The sequence below is a fragment of the Undibacterium sp. RuTC16W genome, from assembly GCF_049339445.1.
Taxonomy (GTDB): domain Bacteria; phylum Pseudomonadota; class Gammaproteobacteria; order Burkholderiales; family Burkholderiaceae_D; genus Undibacterium.
The window spans coordinates 179,718-198,430 of sequence record NZ_JBMPPE010000006.1 but is presented as its reverse complement, the minus strand read 5'-3'; the positions used below and the strand labels follow the sequence as shown (position 1 = coordinate 198,430).

Here is an 18,713-nt window from a genome sequence, read left to right as displayed (position 1 = left end):
ACAGTACCAGTACAATAAAAAAGATAATTTCCACACTGTTACGGCAACTTTCCCAATACAATTTCTTTGATACAGTTTCTTTGAGGACGAGCTATGAACGGCAGTAGCATTATTTCGCGCGACTCTGGCGGCTCACTGGTGGAGCAAATTGTTCGCAATATCGCGACCCGCATTGACGACAAGCTGTTGCGCAATGGCGCACGGATGCCGTCGATACGCCAGTTCGCGGATGAGCAAGGCGTCTCGCGCTTCACCGTGGTTGAGGCTTATGACCGGCTGGTGGCAAAAGGCTACCTGGAGTCGCGTCGCGGCTCAGGATTTTTTGTGCGCGAACGGGTCTCGATGATGACCCAGCATGACCATGCTCCGCAAACCATCGCGGGATCACAGCAGCTTGATGTGGTCTGGCTGGTACGAAACATGTTCCGCCAATTGCCGCCACAAAAAATGCCCGGCTCTGGCGTCCTGCCGCATGACTGGCTGGACGGCGAGCTGGTCGCCAATGGCTTGCGTTCCATCAGCCGCCTGAATCAGAATCTTTTGCTGCATTACGGCACACCCCAAGGCTTTCTTCCTCTGCGTCAGCAATTGCAATTAAAGCTTGCCGAACTGGAAATCGCCGCCGCACCAGAGCAGATCGTCATGACGACTGGCGTCACCCAGGCGCTGGATCTGGTCGCACGCGAATTTACACGACCGGGTGACACCATTTTTGTTGATGATCCCGCCTGGTTCTTGATGTTTGCCTCCTTCGCGATTCTCGGTGCTAAAGTCATCGGTATTCCACGTTTGCACGACGGCCCGGACGTGGTCAAGCTCGCCGAACTCGCCGCCCTGCATAAGCCCAAGCTCTACATCATCAATTCGGTCATGCACAATCCGACCTCCACATCCCTGTCCGCGGCTAAAGCCTTTCAGGTATTAAAAACCGCCGAAGAACATAATTTCATGGTGGTCGAGGATGATATTTATTGCGATATGCATCCCGGCACGGCAGTGCAACCAGCGACGCGCATCGCCGCACTGGATCAATTGAACCGGGTGATTTACTTAGGCGGATTTTCTAAAACACTGGCGGCCAATTTGCGCGTCGGCTTTATCGCAACCTCGCATGAATTAGCCGTACGTCTGTCAGACCGCAAGATGCTATCAACATTGACGACGACCGAAATCGGTGAACGTGTGGTGTATAAAATTTTGTCCGAAGGTCATTACCGCAAACACGTCGATCGCATCCGCGTCAAACTGGACTCTGTACGGGATGATGTGACCAAGCGCATCGAGCATCTCGGCATGAAGGTCGATTACCGTACGCCTGCCGGCATGTTCTTGTGGACGGATACCGGCTGCGACACCAATGCGCTGACAGAGAAAGCGATGGAGCAAGGTTTCCTGTTGGCGCCGGGCAGTTTATTCTCGCCGAACCAACTACCGTCCACCAGAATGCGCATCAATATTGCAGCAATGTCGGATCCTGGTGTCTGGGAGTTTTTACAAAAAGAAGTGTCATAGAAATGATGCGGGGTCTGCAAAGTCCGTAAGCTCAGACCTCGTTACCGCTCACGCTGTCATACGCGTGATCATTCGCCACCCTGGCCTTGGCTAACGACGCATCGGCACGCTGCAGCATGCTCGATGCGGTATCGCCCTCCTGCATCGTCGCAACACCCAGACTGACCGTGACGTGTAACTCCTTACCAGAATACGCTACCGGCATTGCCAGTACAGTCGCACGGGTACGGGCAGCAATGCGATCTGCATCTTCGGCACCGGCCTCCGGCAAAAGAATACAAAACTCTTCATTGCCATATCGCGCCAGACAATCATAACTACGGGTTGCCCGCTTCATCCTGCGCGTGACTTCAACCAGCACAATATCGCCGGCATGATGACCATGGATGTCACTGATTTGCTTGAGCTGATCCAGATCAAGTACCAGGATCGATAAGGACTTACCCAGACGCACATGGCGCTGTAACTCAGAATCCGAGATGCGCATAAATTCGCGGCGATTGAAAACGCCTGTCACCGGATCGATTGTCGATTGATGCTCCATCTCTTGCTCGGCGCTGAGAATTTTACGGCGATAGCGATGCAGATACGCTGAGATAGCATGCCCCGAATAGGCGCCAGCCAACAGCATCGACGTCACGCTGATCGTGTAAGCCGACAGCGCGGCATGCTGATATGCCAGCAAACACAAAGACGCCGTCACAAACACAATCATCGGTGCACGTAATGCCCGCAAAGGCAAAGGAATCGCAATAAAATAAATCATCGCTAGCCAGGTATCGATCAGATAATGTCCAAAATACTCGCTCGGCATACTCGCATTACTGGCAAACTGAGTGAACAACACCGGCACGATCCACAGCAACATATCTCGCTGCAGCGTCTCTGGATTTGGCGTAGAAGCCAGTCGCTTTAACATCAGCATGGACAAAACTACAATCGCCATCCGTAACAATAATAAGACAAAAAATGTCGCCGTTACGCCATGAAATAAATAATCGATATATACCATTGGCAAGCTTGCCCAGAGCAGCACCCTGACGATAGTGCTGCTTTGTCCTCTATCCTGCTTCAGATAATGATTGCGATAAATTTCATCGCTGACATCGGGATAACGCATGTGCATCTTGCCCCCGTTGGTGAGAATGTAAAACCTGGAGATTAAAACTCATCCACGTTGAAGAAATGCGTTCTAATTAAAATTACCTGGCTCCTTTTGATTATATGATGCTAATCATGGAGTGCAAACCGAACTGCACAGCAATCTGCTCAAACATTCTTCCTTAGCAAACAATTCGGCGAGGATGACAATTTTTGTGATAGATTCTGATTCTAATCGCAGATTAATAACGGCATCGTGACAACATATCAACTACAGATCAGCATCACATCGGATGGCAGCAGTATGCTGTCACCTGCGCTTCTGTCCAGTTTGCCGTACGGATTACCGACCTCCTCCTGTTGTCGCTGTTGATTCCCTGCTGACCGTTTTTTTTCATGCACTCCCCCCAGGGGTTGATGGCAGCGCGGATGATCCGCAACCTGTGCTGACACATTCCAACTGCCCGTCCCACTCGTCTCCTTTAATTTAATTTCTCTTTCGCCATGCAACTTTATCTTTACGACAATTGGGAGCGCCAGCTTCGTTTGTTCACGCCATTACGCCAGGACTGGGTCGGCCTGTATTGCTGCGGACCGACGGTGTATGACTACGCACATATCGGCAACCTGCGTACCTACCTGTTTGAGGATCTCTTGCGCCGCACACTGGAGTTCAACGGCCATGTTGTGCGCCATGTCATCAATATCACCGACGTCGGTCATCTGGTCTCAGACGCCGACGTCGGTGAAGACAAAATGGAAAAAGGCAGTCGCAAAGCTGGCGAGTCTGCATGGGATATCGCCGAGAGATTTACCGTCGCATTTAAATCCGACCTGAACAGCCTGAACATGCTGCCACCCGCCATCTGGTGCAAGGCGACCGATCACATCGCAGAGCAAATCGATTTTATCGCCACGATCGAACAAAAAGGATTTACCTATATTACAAGCGACGGCGTCTATTTCGACACATCTCAACAAGATGATTACGGCTATCTGGCGCGTCTCAACCGCGATGGCATTGAGGCTGGCAAACGTGTCGAACTTGGCGAAAAAAAACATGCGACCGATTTCGCCCTATGGAAATTCAGTCCTGCGAATGAACAGCGCCAGATGGAATGGGATAGTCCATGGGGACGCGGTTTTCCGGGCTGGCATATCGAATGCTCGGCAATGGCAAGCAAATATCTCGAACCCTGGTTCGACATCCATTGCGGTGGCGAAGATCATATCGCGATCCATCACAGCAACGAGATTGCACAGAATCAGGCATGCCACGGCACACGCCTCGCCAACTACTGGATGCATGGCTACTTCCTGCAAATCGATGCCGGAAAAATGTCTAAATCCAGCGGCGATTTTCTGCGCCTGAAAATATTGATCGATCAGAAGATTGATCCGCTTGCGTATCGATTCTTATGCCTGTCGGCGCACTACCGTAGTCAGATGAATTTTAGCTGGGACGCGCTGGAGGCAGCGCAAACCGCACTGAGCCGGTTGCGTGACACCTACTTTGCCCTGCCAGAAGGCGGCAAGGCCGATAGCAGCTACGTGACGCGTTTCCATACCGAAATCAATCAGGACCTGAATCTGCCAAAAGCCCTGGTCGTGATGTGGGAAGTCTTAAAATCGACACTGAATGATGCCGATAAAAAAGCTACCCTCAATCAGTTCGACCGCGTCCTGGGTCTCGATCTGGCGAACTGGCAACCAGCCACCCTCACCATACCGGACGAAATACAAGCACTGGCAGAACGCCGTCGCCTGAGCCGACTGAATAAAAACTGGGCAGAATCCGATGCACTACGTGCAGAAATTCAAGGTCTGGGATATGAGGTTGAGGATACGGCTGGAGGGATGCAGATCCGGAAGGTCTGATAATTTTTAGTAAATGAATATCAGGAAACTCAGGAGCTGTAACTCTAGACCATTGTCGTGATCCAATTCCCCTCTTGTAAAAGAGAGGGAAATTGGTTTTCAATGTCTAGCGATGCTATTTTAGTGACCTATCGCTTTTGAAACTCGCCCAAAATCCGCATAATCGTCCCGTCTTTTTTCATCTCCTGTATCGCCTGCACAAGCGCTTTCGAACTAGGGCTTTTGGCGAATTCCGGACGGCTGCGCAATACGTGGGCACCGTAGCCGATCTGCAATACGTTGGTCAGCATTGCTTCAGAACCTGTTTTTTCTGCTGCGGCAAGGATGGCGGGCTGGCTACCGATCAGGCCGGCGAGTCGTCCTGATTCCAGCATGCGAAAACCGTTTTCCAGCGTATTGACCTCGACTTTTTTGATACGGCCGTCTTGCCCAAAAGGACCATAACTCAGGCGTCGCATGGTGCCTATCCCTTTTTCGGCAGAGATCCGGATCAGATCTTCGTAGGATTTTGCGACAGCCCCCTGAGTGATGACGACCACAATGGGATAAGTAGTGATGTCAGCAAGCTGTACACCTTCTTCCTCAGTAAAATTATTGACCTGAGAAATACTGTAAGCCTCTTTTTCCAGCGGGAATTGGGTGACATGTCGCGAGCTCGGGACAACGATAATGTCGAGGGGGATGCCAGATCGCTTACTTAGCTCCTTGACGATACGCACGTTAACGCCATCAAATTTATCCTTGTGCTCTATCGCAAATGCATACGGTGTGACTTCGGTCAGATAGATGTTCACTGCCTCAGATGCTGGCATCCAGATCAGTACGAGGGATAGTATCGACACTAAACGAAAGAGTATATGCATATTGAAGTATTTAAAGAAACGCAGAAAGTACTGCTATACCAATCCTGTTCGCCGCCACAATCAACAACCATCAGCAGTTAAACCAGCTCAAAGAGGGCGGCGCAATTCTTCCTGAAATTCGGCATAGATACGATCAATCGTGCCATTTTTTTTCATCTCCAGCATCGTGTCGCGTAACTGAATTGCAGCAACACTTTTTTCAAAATCGGGACGGACCCGCAGCACATAGGTACCATAAGCAATCACGACCATCGGCCCCAGGTTGTCCAAACTTCCCCTGCGCTTTGCCGCAGCGAGGATCGCTGGCTGGGTACCTGCCAGCGCTGATATACGTCCGGCTTCGAGCATGCGTAATCCGTTTTCTACAGAGTTAATTTCGACCTTCCGGATGCGACTGTCCTGGGATAGCGGAGGATAGTTAATACGGCGCATGGCACCGACGCCGTTGATGGCACCGAGCGTAATGATGTCATCATAGGTTTTGAGCCTGGCACCGCGTGCTGCGACCACCACGACGGGAATCTGAATCACTTCAGCCAGAATAACCCCGTCTTCGTCGCTAAAATTATCACGACGAGAAATGCTGAAAGCCTCTTTTGACCGGGGAAATAATTCGATATGGCGCGCCGCGGGAACGATCTTCAGCTCGATGGCGATGGGACAACGCCGCTTGAGTTCTTTTGCAATGCGCTCATTGATGCTTTCAAAGGTCGCCTGCTCTACCGGCACACTAGTCGCGACGGCAGCCTGTGCCGGATCCTGAGCAAACAAGTTACTGACATACAGATCAACTGCCGAACAAGTCCCCGCCGTCATGCAGACGGCGAACAGCGAAAACCGTAGGAACCTCAATAAGTACAAGGCAGCGATCATTCGACGCATCATGTTCAGCCCTTGTTGGATGTTGCTGAGAACAGTGTTGTCACTTGCAATGACCTGCGCTGATCTGCACTGACAGCGCCTGTCTATCAGGAATTACACGTTAATCCGTTTTGACCATGAATTAGAATTGTAGTTGCAATTTTAATATATAACAAATTAACAATAGAGCTTGACTATTTCTGGGGCGAAATTGACGAGTAGCCCACAAACACAGACTGAGATATACGTCGCGTCCGATGGACTTTATTGCCAGCATCTCATCTTTGTCGATAATCAATTTATGGGGAGTATTTTTAAATTCCTACGTAAATAATGCGGATTAAGGCTATTTTTATTTATACTTACCCCCAGTATAACTATTTACCACTAATCAGATCTTGAAAAAACTCAACTCAGCCGCATAACAGGCAAGCAAAATCTTTCTGCTTTTCACCATCCATAAAAATAGTTTGAGGGAAACATGTCCGACCAAAAACAAACCATGGGCTTTCAAGCCGAAGTCAAACAACTGTTGCAGTTGATGATTCATTCGCTGTATTCCAACAAGGAAATTTTCTTGCGCGAATTGATTTCAAACGCCTCTGACGCTGCCGACAAGCTGCGCTTTGAGGCCATCAATAACGCCGCTTTGTTTGAAAACGATCCCGAGCTCAAGATCAAAGTCAGTTTCGACAAAACAGCACGCACCATCACCATTGCTGACAACGGCATCGGGATGACACGCGACGACGCGATTGCGCATCTGGGTACGATTGCCAAATCAGGCACGAAAGAATTTTTCGGCAAACTGTCTGGCGACCAGCAAAAAGACGCTGCCATGATCGGCCAGTTCGGCGTAGGCTTCTATTCCGGCTTTATCGTGGCGGACAAAATCACGGTTGAGTCACGTCGTGCCGGTACTGCCGCCGATGCAGGCGTACGCTGGGAATCCGAAGGTGCCGGCGACTTCAGTGTCGAAGATATTACTAAAGCCGATCGCGGCACATCCATCACGCTGCACCTGCGCGATGGTGAAGATGACTTCCTGTCGTCATGGAAACTGAAATCCGTAATCCGTACCTACTCCGATCACATCTCTTTGCCGATTCTGATGCAAAAAGAAGAGTGGGATGAAGAGAAAAAAGAACAGGTACTGAAAGACGAACTGGAAACCGTCAATCAAGCCAGCGCCTTGTGGGCACGCAGCAAGAGCGACATCACGCCTGAGCAATACGAAGAATTCTACAAACACATTTCGCACGATTACAGCGCCCCGCTGACGCATACGCATAACCGTGTTGAAGGTCGCAGCGAATATACGCAATTGCTGTACATCCCTGCCCGCGCACCGTTCGACATGTGGGACCGCAACAAACGCGGCGGTATCAAGCTGTATGTCAAACGTGTCTTTATCATGGACGATGCCGAGCAATTGATGCCGGTGTATCTGCGCTTTGTTAAAGGTGTCATCGATTCCAATGATCTGCCACTGAATGTCTCACGTGAAATTTTGCAGGAAAGCCGCGACATTAAGGCCATCCGCGAAGGTTCGACAAAACGGGTTCTCGGTATGCTCGAAGAATTGGCAAATGCCGAAGGCGATGACGATTCTCAAGCCAAGAAAGATAAATACGCCATCTTCTGGACCGAGTTTGGTCAGGTATTAAAAGAAGGCATAGGCGAAGACGCCGCGAACAAAGAACGCATCGCAAAACTGCTGCGCTTTGCCTCCACGTATAACGATAGCGATGCGCAGACCGTCTCCTTCGCCGACTATCTGAGCCGCGCTAAAGAAGGTCAGGAAAAAATTTACTACGTCACGGCCGAAAGCTATGCCGCAGCAAAAAACAGTCCGCACCTCGAAATCTTCCGCAAAAAAGGCGTCGAAGTATTATTGCTGACAGATCGCGTTGACGAATGGATGCTGTCTTTCCTGAACGACTTCGACGGCAAAGAGTTGGTATCGGTTGCAAAAGGTGACCTGAACCTCGGTACGCTCGAAGATGAAGCCGAGAAAAAGCAACACGAAGAAACCGAAACGCAATTCAAGGATCTGGTTGAGAAGATGAAAGTCGCTCTGACCGACAAAGCCAAAGATGTGCGCGTGACCTTCCGTCTGACCGACTCACCTGCCTGCCTGGTTGCCGATGACAACGAATTGTCCGGTAACCTGATGCGCATGCTGAAAGCAGCAGGTCAGGCAGCACCAGAATCAAAACCGATTCTTGAAGTCAACCCAGACCATCCTTTAGTACAGCGTCTGAAGTATGAAGAGAAGAAGTTTGACGACTGGGCTAACATCCTGTTCGATCAGGCAATGCTGGCAGAAGGCGGTGCATTAGCCGATCCAAGCAGCTTCGTTAAGCGTCTCAACGACATGCTGTTGAACGTGGCGTAGCCCAAGCCTGCGTTGTAGTAATCACGATCTGTTCAAAAAAAAGCGCCCAAGGAAACTTCGGCGCTTTTTTATTTAAATCCGTTCGCTCATCCCAATAACAAGTAGATGAATCGTCCAATCACGTTGATCGCTAGATCAATGCATGGATGGATCGATAGATTAATCGATTGCTCGATTGCTCAACTTAGTAAGCAATCCTCGTTCTCACTGCCCGTTTATGCGCCGGACAACATAGAGAGTTCAGCCATACTGGATCCTGCAAATTGGTCCAGATCACATGCACCGCTGACACCTGCTACGCTGCCACTTTGTGATGACTGCCAGAAAGTCCAGTTACTCCATCCATTCGGCATTTTGGGCTGACTAACACCATATTCAGCGATCCACAGCGGATAGGCAGAAAAATCGGCACTACCCAAATACGTATTCCAAAATGAACTGCCGGTATAAATAATAGGGGTACGACCGAACGCCTTACTAACCGTATCTAACCAACTTTGTAAATTGCTGGCAAGAGAGCTCGTTCCAAACGCGCCGCTGTAGCACTCGATGTCGACCACGGGTGGCAGATCGTCAGAATCCAGCGAGCCAAGCGCCGCAATAAAATTGTTCGCCTGAGTCAGCGGATCGTCTTTAGTTTCATAGAAATGATAGGCGCCACGCACGACTCCGGCCGCCTTCATCGCTTGCCAGTTAGTCCGAAATTGCGGATCAACATAGGTATTGCCGTCGCTCGCTTTAGCAAAGGCGAACGAGACCCCTGCATTCTTAACGGCGGACCAATCTACCGCTCCCTGATAATGTGAAACATCAATTCCTTTCAATGGGCTTTTTGATGTCATGTCAGTCCTTGTCGATGGCTCATAGTGAATATTCTTAACTCTCACCGTCAGATCGAATGAGGTTTTATTCTTAGGATTTTTTATTCGTAAATGCGATGAGAAATCGGTCCATCAGGGAGAATAAAATTTCGACGTTATACCCCGCCAAAAATGCCAGCGCAAATGGTGACAAAGACTTAAACAATCCGCCCGAAGTGTCAGGTGTCACGAACCATGCGATGACCATGCCAGCTAATGTGCCAAGAAAAAAACGTATCGTAAATCCTATATTCAAGGTCCTGGAATAAGTGCAGGCAGCAATCTCCGATGCCAATGTCCGCAGTATATAAACGCCGCTTCCCAGAGCGCCATATAAGAGCGGCAATAAATAGATTTGCAACACCTCGATCATCAATTTTGAGGTGAGAAAATTCGCTAAATTTTCATGCTCGCTATCTTCTGCCTGCTTGCTCAGCGCCTTCTTGTTGTCACAATACGGTAGCCACCAATTGCACCAGGATTTTAAGGAGGCACTTCTCAATTCCAGAGTCAGCTGGTTTTGTTTTTGTAGTGATTGCTTGTAGCTCTCAGTATCCGCACCCTGACTCACGACGACATCTGCTTGCGCGCTTTGTTGTTTGGCTTGATCTGTCATTTGCGGTTTTGTTTGTTCGGTCCGGACGCTGTACACATCCTCGATTAACTTCGTGCCAAAGAGCCAGTAAATTTGCGCGATGAGCAGCAGGCATAGCGTGAGAATAGCGAACGCCTGATACAGAATCACTGTCTTTCTGGCGAGTGATTTTTTTGAGATACCCGCCACGTTTGAGTCATCAATCGACTCCAGACTATCTGCCGTAACTGGGCTGCTTGCCTTGGTCAGGGCATTAAAGGCGATCCAAAACGCCGTTTCATCTGCATCGCTCAACGCCGCATTCGCATGCAGAGTCACGCTAGTGACGATAGTCTTGATGACATTTTCTCCAACTAAATCGCCATGCTGAGCTGCATATGCCAACAGGATTTTTGCTTCTTGGAGGGAGGCTATCAGCGTGGCGTTATCGTAAGTTTTATCCATCTCCATACTCCATGCTTGGGTTAGCTATGTTGCCAGCTGGAGCGGATTCGATTGCATTCATTGAAGTCACTCCAGATTGCTTACTTGGGAAGTCTGCTAAACGCTAAGCTGGCGTTTAGCAATTTAGCTTTGTTCAATTGGTATTGAATATATTTCACTTAAATGGCATTTTTTAAATTGAATGACTCGCTGGTGTCTCGACATTTTCAGTCTCGCCTCTAGATGCTTATCCTCTAAAGGTCAGAACGGAGCCTCATGAGGCCGCTTAGGTTCTAAGTTATCAGGGAACAATTTAACATTATCTCGATCACCCTTTCTAGCATTACAGGACCAGCATAGTGGTTGAATGTTTCTTAGATCCTTATTAAGAGTCTCATCATAAAATCTGATTGCATTAATAGCATTTAATAAATCTCCATCGTCACGCACTAGAGCTTTTTTCATTTCAATAGCCTCTAGATAAATTTGGGAATTAAAATGATCAGCAGGACCTTTGGCAAAAGCAATCACTTCTCTCAGTCTGGTTTTATTAGATTGTGGTGCTATATGATCTCCTGTGATGAGGTTCGGAGGCAATTTCCGACGACATCCAAAACAGATAACAGCTGGTTCAAGGCCGAGTCCAAAATTGTGCTTCTCGTAAGTTCCCGCATTACGTGCATATTCTGTCCAAGTTTGACCTCTATATTTTTTAATGGATTCAGCACATGTATTGCCCATAGTTATAATTTGATCTCGATTTTCAGTCTCAACTTGTATACGCTCTTTTTTAGCCTCGTCGGCATTTCTTGCGTCTTCATCGGACTTTCTTTTTTTTTCGTAATTGTCCATATTGCATTCCCCTTTGTGTATTAAAAAAAATAAAAAATCATTAGATATGTCGTCTTAAAAATGGCTGTAGTCTGTCATTACCTTATTCGCAAAGATGACATCGGTTTTTTGCTCTTTTAGGCTTTATCTGAGTCAGGTACTAAGTCAGATTTATTTTCGTCTTTTTATTCCTCGCTCAAAGCTTGTCTCGCTCCCGCCAAACTGACTGACTTCAAATTCGCCAGCCATACCATCAATCCTACTTTTTTCCGTCAACTGCCAAAACGCCCACCTCGGCCAGCCTTGGGGATACTGCGTCGGTCCCTTGCTGTATTCACTCAACCAGATTGGATAGGTCTTCAGGGCACTGCCTTTCAGATAACCGTCGAACAGACTCAGACTTCCGTAGATGAGTGGCTTCATTCCGGTGTCTTGCCGGACCAGTCGCAACCATTTAAATAGTTCATCCTTGGCGTGATAAATGTCTTCGCCTTTTGACATGGCTGACTCTAGCTCCAGCACTGCCGGCAGTTCAGCATCACTGGATGTAGATGCAGCTGACAAGGTCGTTGTAAAATGCCGTGCCTGGTCTTGTGCGCTAGCCTCGCTGGTGTAGACGTGGTAAGCACTACGCGCTATGCCAGCGTCTGCGGCAGACTGCCAGTTGCGTTTGAATTGAGGGTCAACTATGTCGCTGCCCTCGGTCGCTTTGATCGAGACAAATGCGACACCTGCGGCCTTGAGTCGTGACCAATCGATTTGGCCTTGACGCGCCGATACCCGTATCCCAAAAGGCACGCTGGGCCTGGCGCTCTTCAGTGCTGAAAATTCGACCGGTGAAGTCAATTCCGGTGAGATGAACTTCTCTGTGAATGCCGCTGACACTGGGGTTGCCACCGATATTGATGAAACAGTTGTGGCACTCTGATTTAGTGCAATAGTGTGGCTAGCTTGTGTAGTGTGTGTTTTTCCCGCCCAGTTCTGCCAAACATATGCGCCGCCCATTACCAACAGCATGAGCTGGGTGATCATGACCATCAAAAGTATCAGTGGTGCATGATCCCAGAGCCGGTCCCTGAGCTTGAGTTTTCTATTTTTCAACATAATTCGCACGCGTTCTGATTCTTCAGCCGGCAGAACAACACGAAGAGCTTGATTCATGATGTCACTCCTTGCACGTCAACAGCTTGAGAAATTCCAGCACTGTTGAGTGAATCGTTTAAGCGCAGCATGCCCTCTGAGGCTGGCTGACTCTTGACCGACACGACTATGCTCATGATCGGCATGCGGCTGGCTCTTTTTCCCTTCGGTGAACTCAAGTGACCATGAAGGATCAGTTGCCCATTGAGGCGAGACAGGTGTGTGATATTTTGCGAGAAATCAATCTTTGCCACGGACAGCGCCAAATTAGCCTGTGGGATCAGACTTGCTACTGGCAAATGTAATGCCTCGATCAACACAGGTTGATCAACATTGGTTGGCAGACTGACGGTTCTCGGCCGATAGTTGCCATCGGACTCGCTAACAAAAAACGATTTGATGTAATCGATTGTGCCTTTACACAGCCGTTGATTCGCGGTCACCACGACGCTGGCAGCAGCTTCAATCAAATCACTCAGACGCGGTATTTTTTTCAACATGATCAAGTGCTTTTCAACAGTTCATCATTCAGGCGAGCGACGCCTTCTGGTGGGCTAGAAGTTTTAAAGCTCAGGTTTAGTCGGCCGACACTGGATCTGCCACGCAGGTCGCCGCCTAACTTCAATACCAGCAGAGCAGGACCGTCTTTATTCTCCTGGAGTTCTTCCACCAAACAATCAATATCCATGGTCATGGTATCCAGCACTATCTGGTTGTGATGCGTCAGTGTGCTCTCGGAAATATTCTGAACACTTTCCGTCTCACCCTGTTTGCCGTCTTCATTGATCACATGCCGGTTAGGCAGCAACATAGGTATCGTTTTAGGTGAGAGGATGCCGTCTGCACTTGAATTAAAAAATTCCTTGTGAGAGTCCTTGGCGGCCTTTTGAACAAAGCTATTCGCATTGGAAACCGCATTGCTGATCGCTTGCAGCAATTCATCGAGAGTGCAGATGTTCACGAGAGCCTCTTGTTGATTGTTGCATCATAACCAGCTGCTGGTTGATGGGTTTTATCAATATCACCAAGTGTATTTTGAGTCTTTCTGATTGCGGATAAAGCGCTCCGGCTGGCATTCATGTCGATCGATAGTTTGACGCCGCAGCCCCCGCAAAAAATTGCCAATCCGCCCAATAGTGATGCCATAGGCACTGTCACGGCCACGCCGCAGACAGGGCATGGCATGCGGCCATCTGGCAGACGCACTCCGCTTGATTTTTCGTCGGCGTTACCGTTTTTTAATTTACTCTTATTCATAAAAATCTCGATTTACTTTGATGGAAAATCTCAATAGACAGTGATATGGAAACGCCCCGATATAGATGCTGCTTGAGGCCTTTTCCAAATCTACCTAATTTTTATTTGGATGCGGTCGTGGGAACCGGCGTAATGCAAGACGCCATCACATCCATCAACTTACCCATTCCCTCGGTTGCAGGCTGCTGGTCGGCCTGGACGTGAAATGAATAGGTTGCAGATTGGTTGGAGGAGCGCATTTGATTTTTACTTGCAGTGACCGACCCCGACATAGCGAAACAGCCGCCCTTGTAGCTGCCAGTGACTGTTGCACTGGTGGCCGTGGTGCTCGACGATGAGGTGTCGACTGTTGTTGTAAAATCGACTGTCACGTTATCAACCAAGAGCGCCGGAATCGGCACCAAGCCCAATAGAGGACAAGTCACAGTAATTGTTTGGGTCGTTACCTGATTGGTGTCAGGATCGGTGTAAGGTCGCTCCAAATTAAACACGATATTATTCGTGCCATTTTTTGGATCTCCACCAACAAATCCTATCTGCATGACAAATTCTTCCATGCTCTGTGCCAGCGCAATATTTGCGCGACCTGCCGCCATCAGCGGTGCCGAAACGAGGTAGTCGATAGGAATACCTTTGAGCGTTCCGTAAAAGTTATCAGCCATGATTAATCCCTAAAAATGATGAACAGTCCAAACAAGCTCGACATCACTAATGAGTCAGAGCCTGGCGTGCTTACCATAAGCAGCAGATTCAGTTTAGGACTTGATCAACAGACAAGTAATACGGTAAACACCGTAGTTGCTAGTTGGATGTAAGGACAGGGATAAATACTGCGACACAACTGCCATGCCCGGGACGGGAATTGATACGCAATTGATAGCCGCACTGGTGGCACAGGTTTTTGACGATATACAAGCCCAGGCCGAAGCCGTCGCTGCTGGCATTGCTACCTTGTTGAAAAGCGCGTAGTAAATTTTGCTCGATATGTTTGGGAATACCAGATCCCGTATCAAACAGCAAAATCTCAATACCATCTGGCCTGCGCCGGGCACCGAGTACGACGCGTCCTTTAGGCGTGTAGCGTATTGCATTCGCCAGCAGGTTGCTGAGTATGCGAGTGAGCAATAAGGAAGATCCTTCAAAGCGCAATCTGCTTGTGTGTATCGACAGGCGCAAACCGTTTTTTGCGGCAACTCCCTGAAACGCAAGACCTAGTTGGGCAAATAATTTATTGAGAACGATTTGTTCGGGTTCATGCCGATCGTCGCGCACCTGAGCAATCAAATCCTTGAGTAAAGATTGTGCGTATTCCAGCGTATGGTCGATGTGCTGGGCAATCGGCTCGTTACCTTGATGTTGCTCCAGCGCGCTGACAGCGAAGCGTAACGAAGCAAGCGGCTGCGCGATATCATGGCTAGCAGATGCCAGCTGTAATTGCTGTTGACTAGCTTTATTCAAGGCCGCAAGCTTGCCCTGCTCTGCTTCGAGCAATTGCTCAGTCTCCGCTAAACGAAGTATCCGTTGCTCAGCCTGACGAGTATTGAATTTTCCGATCTGGCTAATGACGGCAGCGCCAAACAGCAGTGACTCGGCAAGGTAACCGAACTTAGGATAGGCAAGCAACGAAAACGGGAGAGATGGTCTGACTAAGAACAACACAAAACCAATCAACAACAACGGGAATACTGCGACCGATAAGGTACCTAAAAAATAAAATCGCGCAGCTTCTATCCGCTGCCGGACGCCTTGTGCAGCGACGACACACGCAATCATTGAATAGGTGAATGACTGGATAATCAATAAATTATCGAGTGCATACATCAGATGTAATATCAAAACCAGCAAGGCCAGACCAAACATGCACAAATACAGCCGGTACAGGCGTGGCATGCGACTTTTCATCTGTAAAAAATTGATGGCAAATGCGATGTTGGTCATCACCATCAGCATGCCCAGCGCACCTGGTGCGAGCATATTCCAAGCAGGTGCCTCGGGCCACAGGAAGGCAAACGTATAACCCTCAAGCTGGGCAATAAATACCATCGTCGAGAACACTACAGCACCATACATACGGTAGCCGAACTTACGCTGAACATTAAAACCCAGCGCAAGAACCGGTACCATCACCAGCATGATCCCGAAGACAAGACCATTAAGTAAATTGATCAGTGTATCGCTGGTGCTCAACTGCGCTGCAGTCAGCAGACGCGCCAGCATCGGCGTCTTGCCATGTGAGTGGTAGTAGATATGGACCCGCGCCGGACCAGGCTTTAGTCTCAATAGTGCCATCAGATTGCGATGCTGCACTGGCCGATCAGCATAGCGACTGCTCTCGTTAAGATTAAGCACGGTTTGCGTGAGCCCTGCTTGCTGGAGATACACTTGTGCCTGAAACGCATCAGGAATACCCAGATCCAGCAGACGATCGCTAACGTCAGCGTCAGCAATCAAATCAATCCGGTACCAGCGCCCCACATTCGCCAGCATCGAGTCCGGTACGGTGAATTCGTGGTTGACTGCAGAGCGTTCAAGCGCACTGACACAGTCGTGCAAGATCACGATTTCCTGTCCGCGTACCTGACATGGTTCCGCCTGCGCCTGCGCCTGTGCCATGCAGCAACATAGCAAGAAAGCCAGCCAGATGCTCAGACCGCTGCGATGCAGGTACCGTCGATAATAGATGTAATGTTTAATAGGTAATAGTTTTCCTGTAGAATTGATTTCAATTTTAACATCTACCCAGTGCATGAGGCCTATGAACATCCTGCTCGCTGACGATCACGCCATCTTCCGGCAGGGACTGAAACTCTTGCTACAGCAACGAGGCAATTATCAGGTAGTAGCAGAGGCTGGCAGCCTTGATCAGGTGCAAGCTTTACTGCAACAACATCAGATCGATTTGCTGATCCTCGATTACCACATGCCCGGCGGAGAATCATCGGCGGTGCTGGCCTGGTGCAAACAGCGCTACTCAGCACTCAAAGTAATCGCACTGACCGGTTCTGCATCCGGTATCAACCTTAAACAATTACAAGACGCCAAGGCCGATGCGGTATTACTCAAAGATTGTTCCGGTCCCGAGCTGCTTAATTCGATTGCGCAAGTGATGGCAGGACGCGTGGTGGTGAGCGCAGAGGTACAACAACAAATCGATAGTTGTTCAAGCGAGCTGACAGCACGCGAACTGCAAACGGCGCAATTGATTTATCAGGGGCTCTCCACATCAGAAATGGCAGCACAACTCAACCTGTCTGCCAAGACAGTGGACAAGCATCGCGAAAATTTAATGCGCAAGCTCGAAGTGAACAATGTCGTGCAACTGATTCATAAGATGCAATTGCTTAAGTTGGTTTGATATTCGTTTTGTTGGTGCTCTCATCGCATCATTTCGGGTGTCACATTGTTTGTCCCGATACTGCGCCCGTTATACACACAGCACACTAGCTTGATGAAACCACAGACTTTGTCGGTTGCTCTGCCCGATAGCTCGAGGTTCCGGCGGCACTGCAACTAACTGGCGCTTTATGGTATGTCGCTGGTGATACTGCTTGGCGCGATCTGCGCAACACAAAATTGCCAACAAGGTTAATATCATTGCATCGCAACAAATTCGCACTATTGCCGGCTCACAACCTGACCACTCACAAACATTGAATACTCACCCCATACCATGTCAAAACAAGAAACCGTTCTCATCCTCCAAGGCGGTGGTGCCTTGGGTGCGTATCAAGCAGGTGTCTTTGAGCAATTACATGCGCAAGATTTTCATCTTGACTGGCTGATCGGCACGTCGATTGGCGCCATCAATTGCGCACTGATTGCAGGCAATCCTCCCGAGACGCGAGTGCAGCAATTACAGGCGTTCTGGCAAAGTCTGGCACCGCCGACACGACCAGATCAACCGTGGTCAATTTTCTCGCCTTGGTTGCAGCAATGGGGTAACGCCGCTGATGCCTGGAATAGCTGGAAAAATTCTTCCGAAACCATCGGCACTCTGACTAACGGCGTACCAGGATTTTTCAAACCCCGCGTCGGTGCCGGTTGGGATATGAACGCTAAAGTACCGTTAAGCCAGAATAGTTTTTACGATACCGGTCCGCTCAAAGATACGCTGAAAAAATATATCAACTTTGACTATCTGAATGAAGGACGGATGCGGCTCAGCGTCTGCGCCGTCGATATCAACAGCGGTCAGATCAAAACCTTTGACAGTAGCAAACAACACATAGGGCCGGAACACATCATGGCCAGCGGTGCTTTGCCACCAGGTTTTCCGCCAGTAGCGATTGAAGGCAGGATGTATTGGGATGGCGGCATCTACTCAAACACACCGCTGGAAGTTTTTTTGGAAGATACCGTAGAACGTGATGCCTTGTGCTTTATGGTTGACCTGTGGGACCCGACCGAAGCAGCACCGGAAACCATGGCAGAAGCACTCGCCCGCTATAAAAGCATTCAATACGCCAGCAGGTCAAAAGAGCAGCTAGAAACCCGTCAACGCATCCAGAATCTGCAAAAGGCTATACGCAATCTGAGCGAACATCTCTCCGTTGCCGAACGTAAAAAACCCGAAGTACAAAATCTGATCAAAATGGGATGCGAACACACCATCAATGTCGTCCATCTGATCATGAAAGCCTTGCCCGATGATCAGTATTTTAAGGACATCGACTTCAGTAGCGAGACCGTGAGCAAGCGCTGGCAAGCAGGTCTGCATGATGCGAAACGCGCGCTGAAACACAAGGCATGGTTGCAACCCTTGCCTGCGCATGCGGGCCTGGTGATACATGAGCTGGTACAGGAATAGCGAGAACTAGCACTTATGAAGTAGAGTAAGAATTACAAAAAATATCGGATTAAATACCAGGTCTTGGTTAGTAGTCAGTAGGTGCGCCATGCGTACCGGTGGTTGAAACGCGAATATCTAGAATGTCTAAAGAGAGTATCGGATGAAGCGGTCTGCGTAGCGATCTGCGTGGTGCTCCAACCGGCTG

General features: G+C 49.1%; 18 protein-coding genes. 5 read left to right on the top strand and 13 right to left on the bottom strand.

Annotated features, from left to right (window positions below):
• The first annotated feature begins 93 nt into the window (after nt 1-93).
• Nucleotides 94-1,512 (top strand): PLP-dependent aminotransferase family protein, encoded by a 1,419-nt coding sequence (locus ACO0K4_RS13335; RefSeq protein ID WP_422957121.1) that lies wholly within the window; start codon nt 94-96, stop codon nt 1,510-1,512.
• 31 nt (nt 1,513-1,543) lie between these two features.
• Here the strand turns inward: ACO0K4_RS13335 and ACO0K4_RS13330 are convergent, their stop codons facing one another.
• Nucleotides 1,544-2,632 (bottom strand): GGDEF domain-containing protein, encoded by a 1,089-nt coding sequence (locus ACO0K4_RS13330; protein WP_422957120.1) that lies wholly within the window; start codon nt 2,630-2,632, stop codon nt 1,544-1,546.
• A 248-nt stretch (nt 2,633-2,880) separates the two neighbouring features.
• On the bottom strand, nt 2,881-3,066 hold the full coding sequence (locus ACO0K4_RS13325; protein WP_422957119.1) for a hypothetical protein: 186 nt from the start codon (nt 3,064-3,066) through the stop codon (nt 2,881-2,883).
• A 51-nt stretch (nt 3,067-3,117) separates the two neighbouring features.
• Here ACO0K4_RS13325 and cysS point away from each other — a divergent pair, with 51 nt between their 5' ends.
• Entirely contained in the window at nt 3,118-4,491 is a 1,374-nt protein-coding gene (cysS, locus tag ACO0K4_RS13320) for a cysteine--tRNA ligase (RefSeq protein WP_422957118.1), read from the top strand.
• A gap of 128 nt (nt 4,492-4,619) precedes the next feature.
• On the opposite strand, the gene ACO0K4_RS13315 is transcribed toward cysS, so the two are convergent.
• Nucleotides 4,620-5,354, bottom strand: a complete 735-nt coding sequence (locus ACO0K4_RS13315) for a substrate-binding periplasmic protein (RefSeq protein WP_422957117.1) — start codon at nt 5,352-5,354, stop codon at nt 4,620-4,622.
• A gap of 87 nt (nt 5,355-5,441) precedes the next feature.
• The gene (locus tag ACO0K4_RS13310; RefSeq protein WP_422957116.1) at nt 5,442-6,239 is read right to left on the bottom strand and encodes a hypothetical protein; all 798 of its coding nucleotides are present in this window, start codon (nt 6,237-6,239) and stop codon (nt 5,442-5,444) included.
• Between the two features lie 457 nt (nt 6,240-6,696).
• Here ACO0K4_RS13310 and htpG point away from each other — a divergent pair, with 457 nt between their 5' ends.
• Nucleotides 6,697-8,613, top strand: a complete 1,917-nt coding sequence (gene htpG / locus ACO0K4_RS13305; RefSeq protein ID WP_422957115.1) for a molecular chaperone HtpG — start codon at nt 6,697-6,699, stop codon at nt 8,611-8,613.
• Between the two features lie 215 nt (nt 8,614-8,828).
• Here the strand turns inward: htpG and ACO0K4_RS13300 are convergent, their stop codons facing one another.
• The 9 genes from ACO0K4_RS13300 to ACO0K4_RS13260 all read right to left on the bottom strand — a co-directional run bounded on the left by ACO0K4_RS13300 (nt 8,829) and on the right by ACO0K4_RS13260 (nt 16,467).
• Nucleotides 8,829-9,455 carry a glycoside hydrolase family 25 protein gene (locus ACO0K4_RS13300; protein ID WP_422957114.1) on the bottom strand — a complete coding sequence of 209 codons (627 nt, stop codon included), beginning with the start codon at nt 9,453-9,455 and terminating at the stop codon, nt 8,829-8,831.
• Nucleotides 9,456-9,525: 70 nt separating this feature from the next.
• Nucleotides 9,526-10,512 carry a hypothetical protein gene (locus tag ACO0K4_RS13295; protein ID WP_422957113.1) on the bottom strand — a complete coding sequence of 329 codons (987 nt, stop codon included), beginning with the start codon at nt 10,510-10,512 and terminating at the stop codon, nt 9,526-9,528.
• A 240-nt stretch (nt 10,513-10,752) separates the two neighbouring features.
• Nucleotides 10,753-11,343: a hypothetical protein gene (locus ACO0K4_RS13290; RefSeq protein ID WP_422957112.1), complete on the bottom strand. Its 591-nt coding sequence runs from the start codon at nt 11,341-11,343 to the stop codon at nt 10,753-10,755.
• A 150-nt stretch (nt 11,344-11,493) separates the two neighbouring features.
• A complete protein-coding gene (locus tag ACO0K4_RS13285; RefSeq protein WP_422957111.1) occupies nt 11,494-12,483 on the bottom strand; it encodes a glycoside hydrolase family 25 protein in 990 nt (329 codons plus the stop codon).
• Nucleotides 12,480-12,962, bottom strand: a complete 483-nt coding sequence (locus ACO0K4_RS13280) for a DUF2589 domain-containing protein (protein WP_422957110.1) — start codon at nt 12,960-12,962, stop codon at nt 12,480-12,482. The genes ACO0K4_RS13285 and ACO0K4_RS13280 overlap by 4 nt, the downstream gene beginning before the upstream one ends.
• Nucleotides 12,963-12,964: 2 nt before the next feature.
• A complete protein-coding gene (locus tag ACO0K4_RS13275) occupies nt 12,965-13,423 on the bottom strand; it encodes a hypothetical protein (RefSeq protein ID WP_422957109.1) in 459 nt (152 codons plus the stop codon).
• Nucleotides 13,420-13,719, bottom strand: coding sequence for a hypothetical protein (locus tag ACO0K4_RS13270; RefSeq protein ID WP_422957108.1), 300 nt, complete (start codon nt 13,717-13,719; stop codon nt 13,420-13,422). The genes ACO0K4_RS13275 and ACO0K4_RS13270 overlap by 4 nt, the downstream gene beginning before the upstream one ends.
• A 101-nt stretch (nt 13,720-13,820) precedes the next feature.
• Nucleotides 13,821-14,381, bottom strand: coding sequence for a DUF2589 domain-containing protein (locus tag ACO0K4_RS13265; RefSeq protein ID WP_422957107.1), 561 nt, complete (start codon nt 14,379-14,381; stop codon nt 13,821-13,823).
• Nucleotides 14,382-14,520: 139 nt separating this feature from the next.
• Nucleotides 14,521-16,467: a sensor histidine kinase gene (locus ACO0K4_RS13260; RefSeq protein ID WP_422957106.1), complete on the bottom strand. Its 1,947-nt coding sequence runs from the start codon at nt 16,465-16,467 to the stop codon at nt 14,521-14,523.
• Nucleotides 16,468-16,474: 7 nt separating this feature from the next.
• On the opposite strand from ACO0K4_RS13260, the gene ACO0K4_RS13255 reads away from it, so the two are divergent.
• Complete coding sequence (locus ACO0K4_RS13255) at nt 16,475-17,074, top strand: response regulator transcription factor (protein ID WP_422957105.1); 600 nt, start codon at nt 16,475-16,477, stop codon at nt 17,072-17,074.
• A gap of 315 nt (nt 17,075-17,389) precedes the next feature.
• Nucleotides 17,390-18,526 (top strand): patatin-like phospholipase family protein, encoded by a 1,137-nt coding sequence (locus ACO0K4_RS13250; RefSeq protein ID WP_422957104.1) that lies wholly within the window; start codon nt 17,390-17,392, stop codon nt 18,524-18,526.
• Nucleotides 18,527-18,713 lie beyond the last annotated feature (187 nt).